The following is a 13,742-nucleotide window of genomic DNA, read 5'->3' as shown; positions in this document are numbered from 1 at the left end:
CTGCTTGCCGGTCAACCGTCGGTCGAACGGGTGAGCGCTTCCCATTGATCAATCTCGTTGGCCGCATGGCTCAACTTGGCCCGCACCAGGCTGAGCGCATCGCTGCCCAACAACAGGTGTGCAGGTGGCGTCGGGCTGGCAATCACTTGCAGCATCGCTTGCGCGGCCTTCTGTGGATCGCCGAGCTGCTTGCCGCTTTTCTCCTCGCGTGCCCTGCGTACCGGATCGAAACTGGCGTCGTAGTCGGCAATGCTACGCGCCGTGCGGCGCATCGAACGACCCGCCCAATCCGTTCGAAACGAGCCGGGCGCGACGGCTGTGACGAAGATGTTGAACGGGCGCAGTTCCTGGCTCAGCGTATCGGAGATGCCCTCTAGGGCGAACTTGCTCCCGCAATAGTAAGCGATGCCCGGCATCGTGATGGTGCCACCCATGGAGGTGATATTGAGGATATGACCGGCACGCCGCGTGCGGAAATAAGGCAGGAACGCCTTGATCACCGCCACTGCGCCGAACACATTGACGTCGAACTGACGCCGCATCTCCTCCAGCGGCGACTCTTCGAGAATGCCTTCATGCCCGTAGCCGGCATTGTTGACCAACACATCGACCGGACCATGAGCGGCCTCCGTCGCCGCGACAACGCTGTCGATCCGGTCGAAGTCCGTGACATCCAGGATGACGCCGTAGGCACGATCCGCTGAAAGCGCTTCAAAGGCCTGCAAGGCCGCCTCACTGCGCACGGTTCCGATGACCCGGTGACCCGCTGCAAGTGCCTCCCGGGCCAAGGCGTTGCCGAAGCCACTGCTCACGCCCGTGATGAATAGGGTTTTACTGCTGTGCATGGCGAGCTCCAATCGATAGGTACGGGGTTATGGTAGCTATCGAGAAATGGGGCACCTATGCCGGTTTGCCTGGGAGCCTTGCCTATTTCTATCGAGGCCCGGATTTAAAGTACGGGCGTCAAATACCAGGCCCGCTCACGTGGGCCGACAACCGTGCCAAGCGATCCCAACCCTCTGCGCTGATCCCCGAGCCATTGCGCAACGACAACTTCTCCAGCGGCAACCGCTCCAGCACCGGCACCATGGCTGACGTAAGCTGCGATTCCCCCGGCCCCGCCGCAAGGGTCAGGTCTCGCAACGGCAGCCCCGCAAGATGAGCGACGCCGGCGTCGGTCAGCCACGGGCTTTCGTACAAGCCGAGGCGCTTCAGCGGCAAGTTGCCCAGGCAGGCCAGGTCGGCATCGCGCAGGTCCAGGCCGCTGATTTCAAGTTGCTCCAACGGCAGGCCCAACTCGGTCAGTTTGCGCAATGTCTTGCCATCCATGCCCTGACAGAAACTGAGATTCAGCCGCTTCAGCGGCAGGCCGGCCAGTTGCTTCAGCATCTTCCAGCTCACCTCGTTCAACGACAGGTCCAGCGATTCCAGGCCGAGCCCCTCCAGATCACGCAATGTCTGCGCGTCGATGCCTTGCACATCGGAAAGCCCCAGATGCTTGAGTGGAAACCCGTGCAGCACGTCCAGACGCTCGATCACCTGGCGTGAGCATTTGAGATCCAGATCGGCAAGCGGCATGCCTTCGAGTCCATCGAAGTCGTCCTCGCAGAGGTACGCGGAATGCAACGAAAGCCGTTCGATCGGCAGGTCACGGATGGCATCAAGCAGGGTGTCCGAGGCGTAACAGTCATCGAGGCTCAGCGAGCGCAAGGCCGTCATATCGGCAAGCCAGGAAGGATCCCGCAAGATGGCGCCGCTTGAGCTGATGGTCAGTTGTTCGAGTGGATGCGCGCACAAGTGCCGCATTCCCGCTGAAGTCAGCTCTCCGGCGCGTTGCAAGGTGAGTGAGCGCAACCTGAATGACGACAGCGCCCGAAGGCCGTCGTCCGTGAGGTCATCGCAACGGTTCAATGACAACTCTTGCAGCCTGCTGCCCAGTTGCCGGAGGAAACTGTCGTCGAAGTCTTCACCATAGGTGTCCAACTTGAGGCAGCGCAGGCGTTCGAGTGACGGCAGACTGGTCGCGTCATCGTCGCGGGAAAAGCTGCTGATCTCCAGATGTTCCAGGGCAACACCCGGCAAACGCCGCCATATATCCGGACCGCAACGGAACCTCGGGCCGTTGAGTATCAGCGTACGCAACGGCAGCCCGGCCAATGCATCAAGCCAATGCGGCTCGGCATCGTCCAGCGCCACATGATCCACCGGCAGTCCGCGAAGCTGCGGCAACAAGGGACCGGGACGATTCCTGTGGGGTGTGGTGTTCAACTGGGCAATCACGGCCATGGCGGCCGGATCGCAGAGGCCAGCGGCAACGCGCAACGCCTCCAGCGAAACCTCCGCCGTATCAAGCAGGACGCGATAAAGCGCGGCACGCGCGGCAATGTCATCGGGTGCGGTGGCGAGTTGGGCGATCAGGGCACTGCGGTTGGAGGTCCGCACGGTCTATGCGTCCGAAGTGAGCAGGTTGCGTATGCTGCCGCAAAAAACGGGTTTGATCATCGACCAAACCCAAACTTTAAGTTTCTATCGAGGATCGACGGTGTCCAATGCCCGGTTTGCCAAGAGTTGGCCCAGTTCGATCAACTGCTGCAGCCCCAAGGCAAAATGTCGCCGAGAACCTTCCAGCTCGAACGCCAGGTCACCGGCCATGACATTGGCGGAAGCCAGGGTTTCGCTGAGGTTGGCCAACAGGCTTTCGGCATCGACGCCATCCACGATGGTGAAGAGCTGGTCGGGGGATGGTTTCTCGTCGGATTGGGCGGGTTTGGGGTTCAGGTAGGAATCGATGACGCGTTCGGCGTTGGCATCGGCGGCGATGTCCAGGTGCAGCGGTGGGATGGGTGGGTCTGGGATGAGTTTGTCCATGGGTACTCCTAACGTCAGTTGGAGCCGCCACTGCTCGCGACTAAACGAGGTGGGGTGGCGGCTGTACGCAGGTTAGTCGACCGGGACGTTAGGAAACCGGCGCACCCGAGGGTGCCCTGCGCACAGCCACCATAAAATCAGCGACAACACTGTAGCCTGACTTCAAGAAGACCTTGCGCCTAACGGAATACCGAGCGACTAAACCCGACCGCTGAATTGGCAGCGGTGGACGAAGACTAGGCACCGGAAACGGCAGGCGCAAGGGGTTGGGATTTTCTAGGAAATGTCCTGCAAGTCAATGGGAAAGGTCTTTATACAAAGTGTTTCGTTCTCTTTGAGTCGACCATTTCATACGACTCGCCTACCCCGTTTTCTGCTCGATGACGAAACGGTCGGTGCCACGACTTCACCACGTCCTGTCCGTTGGCGTCAGGGCCACGGGGCGCGTTGTCCAAGGCGAATAACAGAACCATCGATTGGCTTCCATTTACCCCCATCAATGAATGCCCAGGTAAACTAGGCACCTTAACCAGCCAAATCCATTTCATTTCAGGGATCGAATGAAAACCTATCTCGCTCTTCCTTTAGCAGTAACGCTCGCCTTTGCAATCACCGGTTGTGGAAGTCGCCAAGTGAGCGTCCAGCCCTCCTCCAAGCCGGTAATCCCGCTAGCATCAAATCAGCACCAAGCAAGCCTTACCTTTCGCACCCTTGGCGGCGCAGGTGATCATCCGGTCAGCTATTTCCTCGGCGCTGCCGACGCGAATGAGTACACCATGTCCTCCGCTGGCGAGCGCGTCTACGACGCCAACTACTTCAAACGCGTACCGGGCTATCTGAAGAAAATGGCAGGCGGTACGGACAGCATTGATACGTTGGTAACGGCCGAAAAACCCCTGAAAGTGAGTGCGTCGGTTAAGAGACAAATAGCCACCCTTAACGGCATTCCCATGCACTCCTTGTTCGGCTACTCCATCACCCCACAGCCGGCTGCTCAGGTATTCACACCAGAACCTCAAAAGAACTATCTGATTGAAACGGTTATCGCAGACGACTACGTCATGAAGGTCTATGAGCTCTCCTCTGCCGGTGAGCGAAAAGAGGTAAGCGTAACCATTAACGCTGATAAATAACGAAGACAAAGCCTGTCGCCGTGTCACCGCCTACCCAACAATCAGGACGCTCATTGATGTATAGGAAATACGTAGCACTCACCTTTCTGTTGCTGAGCGGCTGCTCGCTGCATCCGCACACCAAGGATGACCTGTTGCGCTCTGGCGTAGCCAGCCCCGAGTATTGCTTGACGCAGGATCGGACGGTGGTCGTAGAACGGGTACAAGGGTATTTGAATCATTGCTACCACCCTCAAGTAACCAATCTCACGACGGGCGGAACACTCGTCAGCACCATCCAGTTGAAAGTTGACACCAACGCCGAAAGAAGCGACATGGTGCTTTGGGCGCCGACGATCTATGGCGACCAGTTCTATATGAACGTGATCGTCTCGGAAAAAAATCCCGTCTGCAAAACCACCCTAACCGCCGTTGCGTCCGGCTGGGGCTTTGGACGTAACTTTCCGAAGATATTGGAAAGCGCTAACGGTGGGGATCCTTGGTGTCCGTTTTAAATAGGCCAAGGTGGAAAAAGGAAATCCTCTCCTTTTCTCCCTGATTTTTTCACCCCAGGTCAGACCTTGGTCGATTGAGTGAAAGCCCAGGCAAACGCGACAGCTCCGATGACGGGACGAATCAAATCTGTTGTCGGAGCGCTGCCGGTAAACACTTGTAGGCTTGTAAAAGCGAATAAACCTATGGCAGCAAGAACACCCAACATCGAGACCCAGCGGAAATATCGTGGAAACATCAATCAATTCCTATATCTAAAAAATACAAAAGCGAAAACAAATAGCAAACAAGCATAAACTCACTTACAGCCTAGCGACACAGCGGGTCGCCTATTGCAAATCTGTTCTGTTTTGTCCATTTTTCCAGAACATCAAATACACTCATGACACCTCCACAATAAGGTCATTTATTCTTTGTCGATCCAATTCATTCTTCGCTGCACGATTCAATACTGGAACCAAATAATAGAGCAATAAATCTCGCCTAGACACCTCCGCCAGAGCGCCTTTAATACAGAAAATCATTAAACCCACTGACATAATAGATGCAAAAGCCTCATACCCTCGACAGCCAGAAAAAGGTAACTTCTTAAAATAATAACTCGCCAGCCTCCGCTGTTCCGCCTTTCTCCAAGACCTATGCGACAAGAGCAAGATTGCTTCTCCCCAGTCATTAGATGCTATAGGATATGTGCCAATCAACCAATCAGCAGCTTGATCAGAGCTCATCCTCCTTAGATTCTTACAAAGCTCTACCTGCCGTGCATTCATATCAGACCTATTTCAGATTAAAAGGCGAAACGGAAGCAGAGCACGTTTCCAGTTATGGAAATTAATGCTTCCCGGCCTCCTTGAGCATCCTCGATGAGCTTGTCGTCCGATCACGGACTCGATTCCCGCAGTAAATCGTGAATTACAAAACACGTAATCATCATTAACAGCAGACCGAATTGACAACGTGGTCTATTCCCGCTTTCTTTAGAACGAGCGACAGAACTTCTAATTCTTTTGCATCTTCCCTTCAAGGCCCGACCTAACTCTGCCTTCCGTTCACTGGCGTAACTGCAGGCCTGAAATCATCAATCGTCTTGTTTTTTTCTTTCAACAGTGACACGACAAACTCAGGTTCAAAATTCATCAACAGTTCGATAGCATCATAAATTTTCCAACGATGCACTTCGGGATGGTCAATTATCGAAACAAGATGCTGTTCAAGAAGACGTATATACTCCACATATTTTTCACGCTTCACAAAAGCAAGGAAATCAGCTATATCAAAAGGCTTACTGCCCGCCAACGCTATGATTTTCGACAAGAGCGAATAGACTTGGGCTCTCGCCACTTCTTTCTCCCCTCTGTCAGCCATATTGGCAAAATACATGATCACCGCCATAAGTATCTGACGATAAGTATCATCGTATCCGTGTAGTCTATGAGTATAGATGCCCTCGACAGCTTCGGGTCTTTCCATGTTTTTTTCCAAGGCCATAAGGCCATCATGGACCCCCCAACTGGTCAATAACTTCGCAGCTAAAAAACGCACCACATCATTGTCCGCGTGATGAAGCAAATCCATTACAGCATCCATTCTTTCCTGCGGAATATCCTCCGGATCCAAATCTCCCGCATCGGCAGCATAGTCAGCATGTTCTGGGATGCTATTAAGCAGTTCGTTTGTTTTCCGATCCATGACGAGCACCTATCAATCAATAAATTTTATATATTTTGCCGGGACACAGCCCTTGATCAAGCACTCTCCGTCACGAGTGATGTTCCGCAAGTCTGCCTCTGCCCTCGTCAATGAAGTCTCATTTTTCGTGGACGGGTTGTTCGTGTACCTTTCCCGCGCCGCATCTACCCTTGATTGCATCTCGGCCGCGATTTCACGGTTGCTCAAGAATTTGGTATTTGGCAATACACCGGAATCAATATCCTGCTGCAATCGTGTCACGTCAATTTCGATTTTATGCGCGCCGTAGTCCTTAGGATTCGAGGCGGCACTCGGGTCGGTTACGGAGATGTAGGGAGAGTTTTCAGAACCACCTCCTCGCACATGTGTTTGAATGCTACCAGTCCCCTCTGGGTTAGGAGGAACCAGAACACCATCTTCATTGATGTATGCCTTTGGTTTTCCATTTCCCCCAATCGATGACGAAAAGTCGTTATCGCTGCGTACTACCGTATAACCTGGGGATTTTGAACCATTATTACCCGGCAAAACATCAAAATACCCATTATCCGCAGATACAGATGTACTGGTCTTGATCCCCCCCGGGACTACCGTGGCCGACAACCCAGGCGCATTGATAGAGAACGGACTGAACCCCGACTGATCCAGCCACTGCCCAAACGATGGCGCCCACTGAGAGTCTCCGTCAACAAACATATGAGCAACCTGCTCAATATGAAGCTGACCGACTGTCGTCCAATCGCGGGTATTCCCGCCTCCTATTCCAGTAAATTTCCCCAGAATATCTGCAGATTTCCCCTCCGGTAACGTAGCAACCAGATTGTCTATGGCTTTGGAGCCAGCATCTATTTCCGCTCGAATTTCGGGACAGTTGCCGAGCCTCTGACAATCCATTAGCCGCTGGCGATTTGCTGCGTCCCGAGCATTCGCCTCAGCCTGTAAAGCATCGCAGGTACCTTCGAGTTCGCAGTTTTTGGCTTTCTCAGCAAGCTCCAGAACATCTCGATGGTTTAAGAAGTTGTACCGCGTGCCGTTTTCAGCGACCTGCGCCGCAACATCGAGATCCCCATTGGTGGCCGCAGCCCCCAGTACACCGGCGATCTTCGAAAGCGCGACCAAGTTTTCTTGTGCCTGTATGTACTCAGGCGTTCCAGGCTTGAGGTTAGAGGGCAGTAACTTATCTCCGAGCAAGCCGATCAGAACCTCGTTGGCACCACCCGCTATAGCTCCCGTGCGGAAGTCACCTCCCATCACCTCGGCCATCAGGCCGCCCAAGGCCGAGTGCAGAAGGATCTTCTCCAAGCCACCTTCGGTGAGTGGCTGGTCACCGATTTTCCCGGCGCCGTATGCCCCACCAATGCTTGCCGCTGTTCCAGCCACCGAAGTCGCGAAGTTGTCTTTAAAACTACCGCCATAGACGGCTGTTTTAATCGCAGCGTCCGCCGTTACTTTCATGGCGACGGTCTTAAAGCCCTCAGTGTTGAAGCTGACGGTGCTGGGCTTGTAGTTGAGCCCCTGTGCAACACCTGCCGTAGCCATCGATACGGCGTAGCCTTTTATGCTGTCCTTGGAGGTGACATCCTTGAGCACCGCACCAAAGTTGCCTCGGTTATCAATGGTACTCACCGTCGCCTTGGTCGCTACACTGATGGCTCCCGCCTGAGCAATGGAGTTCAAAGCACCCATCATCGGCCCCATCACAGCCGCCAGGGCAATGGCGATGATCAACTGCGAAGCGGGGCCCAGTCCCGAGGTGTTGTATTTGAAGGACTCATGGATTTCCTTCACTTGTCGCCAGTCAACATCGCCGCGCTTCTCAGCTTCCTTGATCCAGGCCAGTTGTGGATCGGCTTTTACCATCGCATCAATGGTCTGGCTGACCGTTTGCTGATCGACATGCTTGATATCGATCTTTAGGCCCTCAACCGCCTTGATGGTGATCTCACCTGCCGCCGCCATCTGAGTTTGACGTAAGGTTTCGTCGGTATTGCCCTTTCCCTTCGCAGAGTTCCAGAACGCATTGTTATCGGTCTTGGTATGGCTCTCGTCGTGTAGATCCTTGACACCTTCAAAATTGATGGCACCACCACTATCAATGGTCAGATCCTTGCCACTTTGTAACTTGGCGACTTGATAACGTTGGTCAGCGGCGCTCTTGAGTATCAGGTCGCCGCCTGTCTGGATCTGGCTACCAACATGGGTAACTTGCGTCACTTCGTCACGACGCATCTTCAAGCTGCCGAAGCCGCCCTTCTTCTTCATGTCATACAGCGAATAGTGGTAGTTCTGCGCAGCCAACAGCTCAAGCTTGCGCCCCGCCACCAGGTAGGCTTCCTTCTCAGCCTTCACCTTGCTGGACACCAGCGTCAGATCCTGTCCGGCACTCAGTGCAACGCGGCCCCCAGCAGTCACGGTCGAAGACACCTGATCGACGTGATCTTCCTGACGGGTGACCTTCTTACTCTTGCTGTAGGAGTGCTGTTCATCCGCCGCCGAAGCCAGGGTCAAGTTCCCTGCGGCGGCCATGGCGATGTCGCGTTTGGCATCGATCTGGCTGGCGACAACGTTGAGGTCGCGTCCGGCGTTGGCGGTCAGGTCGCGACCGGCCTCAAGGCTGGAGCCGTATTGCTTGATGTCTTCGTCGCGATGACGGCCGCGGGTGCCGCTGGTGATGCGTTCGGCGGCGACGAGATTGATATCGCGTTTGGCGTCGAGAATGGTGTCGTTGCCACTTTTCAGCACACCGCCAACGTTGTTGATGTCGCGCCCGGCGCCGACGGTGAGGTTGTTGGCGGCCTCGATACGGGCGGCGCTGTCGATGAAGTCGGTGCGCTCGGTGCGATAGCCGCTGCTGCTTTCGTGAGTGGTGACGGTGCGCTCGTTGATCACATCGCCAGTCAGGGCAACAACATTCACATCCCGGCCAGAAATAACCCCACCCGCCCGGTTAGTCAGATCATTACTCGCCAACGCATCCAGCCGATTCCCCGCCTCCAGCAACCCACTGTTCACCAGGCTGTCGTTAGCCGTGGCAACCAGGTTATTGGACGCCCGCAATGTCCCGGCGTTGTTCAGGTTCTTACCGGCAATCAGCGTGACGTCGCTGCCCTGGATCAACGCCCCATTCGGCGCCAGCCGATGGGTGGCGTTCGCCAGGTAAAGCACCGGCACCAGCACTTGCTGGCCGTTCACCATCTGGTTTTCCATCCAGACGATGTCGTGGGTCAGCGCCGCGACCTGTTCGCCGGTCAGGCTTACGCCCAAGGACAGGTTGAGGGCGTCCTTGCTGGCGATGGCGTTGTTCATCAGGTACTTGAACATGCCTTCATCGGAGGTCTGGCCGTCGAGGAAACGCTGGCCGGTACGGGCGATGACGGCTTGCTGGATCAGGCGTTGTTCGTAGAAGCCGTCGCCCAGGCGCTTGGCGGCGTCGTCCGGGTCGTAGCCCAGGTTGGACAGCAGGTAATCCGAGCTCATGAACCGGCGCATGTCGGTCAGCGCCGGGTTGGTTTCGATCAGGTATTTTTGCGGGTTGGCCTGGAACGAGCGGTCCGGCAGGCCGCGCACTTGGGTCAGGCCGCTGCCTTGGGTCGGAGTGCCGGTGCCTTCGTTCAGGCGGAACAGGCCGTTCTGGCCGGTGGGCAGGTCGAAACCGGGCAGGGTCACCGGGTTGACTTGCTGTTGGGCGAGGTCGGGCGAGAGCTGTTGGTTGACGGTGACGCGGGTTGAAAATTTCCCGTCGGCGCCGGTGTCGGTGCGCGGTCCGGCGCCGACGTAGTTGTAGCCACCCCGGATGACACTGTTGTTGGCGTTACTCTGGGTGCGGATATCGATTGCACCGCCGGACTGGATGATGGCGGCGTAGGTCTGGGTATCGTGGGACAGGGCCCGGCTGCTGCCGAATTGCAGTAGTTCGCGCTCGGTCGTGCCGATGAAACGGCTCATGTCAGCTTCCAGGCCGCCGAGGTTGGCAGGGTTGTAGCCGGGGCTCTGGAACCAGTACTTGTTGGTGAAATTATCGGCGAGGGTACGCCAGCCGCCAGGACTGCGCGTGCGCTCGGACACGAAGGTGCGCGAGGTTTCGGTGTCGTGGGTTTCGATGCCGATGTTGTTCAGGCTGACGAGGTTGGCGGTGAGGGCGCCGCCTGCGCCGATGGTGCTGCTGCTATTGGTCAGATCACCGGCGCGGATATTCAGGTTGCCGCCAGAGGTGATGCTGGAGGCCGCGCTGGCGGCGGTGACCTCGAACTTGTCACGCTGGATGATCTGCCAGACGTGGTTTTCCTTGCCGCCGCTGCAATCCCCGGCGTTGACGCCTTCGATGCAGGCGACTTCCGTGATCGACGCGGTGTAGATACCGGCGTCGTGGGTGGTCAATAGGGTTCGCACGTTCTGGATCGTGCTGGCGGCCAGGCTCATGTTGCCGTCGCTTTGCAGCGAACCTGAGCTGTTGACGATGCTGGAAGCCAATGTGCCCAGGCCGTCACGGTCGATGCTCAGGTTGCCCAGGCTGTAGATGTCGGCGCGGGTGTTGGTCAGGCTGTCGACCTTCAGGGCCATGTCGGCACCGCTGAAGATCAGGCCGTTCTCGTTGCGCAATGCACCGGTGCCAATGCTCAGCAATCCGGCGCTGCCCAGGGTGCCCTGGTTATTGATGCCCTGCGCCGTGACATTCATGCCCGCCGCCGAGGTCACGCGGCCGCGGTTGTTGAATACGCCGTCGGCATGCACCGTGGTATTCCCACCGCCGGCGACACTGGCGTTTTCCTCAAGATCGATCAGTGCGGCCTTGAGGCCCAAGGTGCCCAGGCTGCTCAAGCGGCCGTTGCCCGCATATTGACCGGTGAGCTGGACATTGATCAGGCCATCGCTGCCGATCAGGCCGTCGTTGCGCCAGTCGATCCCGGAGCCATTGAAACTGTTGGCGCTGAGCAACTGGCCGGTGGCGGTCTGAGTCAGGTGCTTGACGTTGACGGTCAGGTGTTCGGCCTGGATCGAGGTGCTGTTGGTCCAGCTGTCGGCATCGAGCACGAGGGTGCCATAGGTCACCAGGCTGCCGCCAACTGCGCCCAATTGCGTGAGGTTCAGGCCGAATGCGCCGGCACCGATGTGGCGCAGCTTGCCGCTCTGGTTGTTCAGGCTGCCGAGGGTGAAGCCGACGTCGTTGCTGACGGTTTCCAGGGTGCCGTTGCTGTTGTCGAACAGGCCGCCGATGGAGAACACGGTGGTGCTGTTGCGGCCCAAAGTGCGCAGCTGGCCGTTGTGATTGACGAGGCTGGCGGCGAGGACATCCAGGCTGTTGTCGCCTTCGATGATGCCTTGGGTATTGTCCAGAATACCGTTGAGGTTGAGATCGATCTGCGTGGCACTGATCTGGCCGTGGCTGTTGTCCAGGTTCAGGGCGTCGACCTTCACCTTGCCGCTGGCATAGAGGCCGCCGTTGCTGTTGTCGAAACGGGCGCTGCCGGTATCGAGCACGGCATCCCCAGCCTGCGCCGCGATGCGTCCGCCGTCGTTGAACAGCCCGGCGAGGGCTTCGAGGGTCAGGCCTTTTGCCTGGATCGTGCCGCCCTGGCCATTCAGGTCATGGCCGTTTTTCAGCACGCCGCTGACCTGCGCCTCCAGCGCAGCCTTGACGCTGGACAGTACACCGCCGCGGTTGTCCAGGTTGGTGGCGAAGACATTCAGGTTCGCGTCCTGGGCGATGATCGAGCCGGCCTGGTTATCGATGTCGCCCGCAATGTCGACCTTCACCAATCCTTTGCCCTGCAGGGTGCCCTTGGCGTTGTCCAGGCTGGCGGCGGTCACCTTCAGCTCGGCGTTGCGGCTGGCAATCAGGCCATTGTTGCCGTTGTCGATTGCCCCTTTCGTGGCGGTCACGACCAGGTTGCCGTTGGCGGCGACGGTGCCCTTGTCGCGATTGCTCAGGCTCCCCGCCGTGAGGGTCATCAGGCCTTGGGTCGACAGTTCGCCGCCCTGGTTGTTGACCGCGCCGGTCGCGGTGATATCCAGCTGCTTGCCGGTCATCACCAGGCCGGTGAGGTTGTCCAGGCTACCGAGCACCAGCGTCGCGGTGTTCAGGCTCGACAGTTCACCGGCGTTGTTATCCAACTGGCCCGCCGTCACTTGCAAGACGTCCTGGCTATTGATCAGGCCGCCGCTGCCGTTGAGCACTTGATCGGCCTTAACGTTCACCTCGGTATTGCCCAGGATGCGGCCTTTGGCGCGGTTATCCACAACCTTGGCCGTGACGGTGGTCTTGCCCTGGCCGCTGAGCGTACCGCCCTGGTTGCTCAACGTACCGGTCGTGGTGACCGTCAGGTTTTGACTGGCAGCGACCGTTTTGCCGTCGTTATTCAGTTGTTTGGCGATGAGGGTGACGTCGCCGCGGGTATTGCGCGTGTTGTCTGCGTTGACCCCGGCTTCGATGATCCCGTTGTTACGCAGGGTGCCGCCGCTGTCCAGGCGAATACTGTCGCGGGCCACCAGGTTGTTCTGGCTCGTCAGATCACCCTGGGTTTTCACGGTCAACGCGGTGCCGGCGTAGACCGGTCCCTGGGCGTCAAGGCTGGCGGCGTTGACGTTGACGGCGCCGGCTGCAGCGGTCTGCGCCAGGCTCAAATGCCCATTGGCATCGAGCTGGATATCACCGCCACTGGCGATCATCTTGCCGTCCAGCTTCACCCCGACACCGGCCTCGGTGCCCACCAGCTTGATGGCGCCTGCGTACATGCCGCCCAGGGCCGAGGAGTCGATCGCCAGTTGCGGCTTGGCGCTGCCGTCGTCGGCACGGGCGGTGGCGTTGAGGGTCGCGGCGTCGACGTCGTTGCGGCCGGCGACGATGGTCAGGTTCTTGGCCTGGATCTCGGCGTTGATCCTGGCGCTGCGGGTGATGATTTCGAAGCGGTCGACGTTGGTGGCGTTGAGGCCCGCGCCTTCGACGGTAACGCTACCCTGATCGACCTGGTAGCTCCGGAGTTGGCCGTTTTCAATGACTGGTTTACCGGTGGTCAGGGTCGCCTTCGGGGTGTTGATGAAACCGCAGCCGTTGCAGGTGATGCCGTAGGGGTTGGCGACGATGACGTGGGCCGACTGCCCCGCCACTTCGGTGTAGCCGCGCAACTGGCTGGGGCTGCCACCGTTGACTTCGTTGAGAATGACCCGGGCCGCCGTGCCCTTGAGGTTCGGGTTGCCGAGGATAATCCCACCCAGCTGCGTGGATTGAGCCGGGTTGGTGGCGTTGTTGAGGATGACGCCGTTGCTGCCGACGTTGTAGTCCTTGAACTGGTTGTGGGACAGGCCACTGCCGTTGGGCTTGGCGATGTTGACGATGGGCACGCCGTTGCCCGCCTGGCCCAGGCTGGTGCCCGAACCACTGACAACGATGCCGCCCGCCTGGGCCCACATCGGCTGCCAGAACATGACGTTGGCCAACAGGAACGCCAGGCCGCGCTTGGGCATGCCCCAGAACAGGTCACGGGTTTTCAGGGCGGCAGAAGGTTGGCGGGCCAGCAAGGCGTATTGGCGGTCGTCCATGATCAGGTCTCGTTGCTACAGCGT

Annotated in this window: 8 protein-coding genes; 2 read left to right on the top strand and 6 right to left on the bottom strand. The window is 57.7% G+C overall.

The window, feature by feature from the left end:
• Positions 1–11: 11 nt before the first annotated feature.
• The 3 genes from AD665_RS26055 to AD665_RS26045 all read right to left on the bottom strand — a co-directional run bounded on the left by AD665_RS26055 (position 12) and on the right by AD665_RS26045 (position 2,868).
• Positions 12–845, bottom strand: coding sequence for an oxidoreductase (locus tag AD665_RS26055; RefSeq protein WP_053194356.1), 834 nt, complete (start codon positions 843–845; stop codon positions 12–14).
• Between the two features lie 118 nt (positions 846–963).
• Positions 964–2,442: a leucine-rich repeat domain-containing protein gene (locus AD665_RS26050; protein WP_053194355.1), complete on the bottom strand. Its 1,479-nt coding sequence runs from the start codon at positions 2,440–2,442 to the stop codon at positions 964–966.
• Between the two features lie 84 nt (positions 2,443–2,526).
• The gene (locus AD665_RS26045; RefSeq protein ID WP_053194354.1) at positions 2,527–2,868 is read right to left on the bottom strand and encodes a DUF6124 family protein; all 342 of its coding nucleotides are present in this window, start codon (positions 2,866–2,868) and stop codon (positions 2,527–2,529) included.
• A gap of 560 nt (positions 2,869–3,428) precedes the next feature.
• Between AD665_RS26045 and AD665_RS26040 the strand changes: the two genes are divergently transcribed.
• Together AD665_RS26040 and AD665_RS26035 are read left to right on the top strand one after the other, a co-directional pair.
• Complete coding sequence (locus AD665_RS26040; RefSeq protein ID WP_047699324.1) at positions 3,429–4,001, top strand: hypothetical protein; 573 nt, start codon at positions 3,429–3,431, stop codon at positions 3,999–4,001.
• Positions 4,002–4,057: 56 nt separating this feature from the next.
• Positions 4,058–4,495, top strand: a complete 438-nt coding sequence (locus AD665_RS26035) for a hypothetical protein (RefSeq protein ID WP_053194353.1) — start codon at positions 4,058–4,060, stop codon at positions 4,493–4,495.
• A 378-nt stretch (positions 4,496–4,873) separates the two neighbouring features.
• Here the strand turns inward: AD665_RS26035 and AD665_RS27235 are convergent, their stop codons facing one another.
• The 3 genes from AD665_RS27235 to AD665_RS26025 form a co-directional block, all read right to left on the bottom strand.
• Positions 4,874–5,221, bottom strand: a complete 348-nt coding sequence (locus AD665_RS27235) for a hypothetical protein (RefSeq protein ID WP_231983249.1) — start codon at positions 5,219–5,221, stop codon at positions 4,874–4,876.
• 304 nt (positions 5,222–5,525) lie between these two features.
• Positions 5,526–6,182, bottom strand: coding sequence for a hypothetical protein (locus AD665_RS26030; protein WP_047699320.1), 657 nt, complete (start codon positions 6,180–6,182; stop codon positions 5,526–5,528).
• Between the two features lie 12 nt (positions 6,183–6,194).
• On the bottom strand, positions 6,195–13,718 hold the full coding sequence (locus AD665_RS26025; RefSeq protein ID WP_080996627.1) for a two-partner secretion domain-containing protein: 7,524 nt from the start codon (positions 13,716–13,718) through the stop codon (positions 6,195–6,197).
• Positions 13,719–13,742: the final 24 nt, after the last annotated feature.

This window comes from Pseudomonas corrugata, assembly GCF_001269905.1.
Classification (GTDB): Bacteria; Pseudomonadota; Gammaproteobacteria; order Pseudomonadales; family Pseudomonadaceae; genus Aquipseudomonas; species Aquipseudomonas corrugata.
The sequence above is the reverse complement of the archived record's forward strand: the minus strand, read 5'-3'. Positions and strand labels throughout refer to the sequence as shown.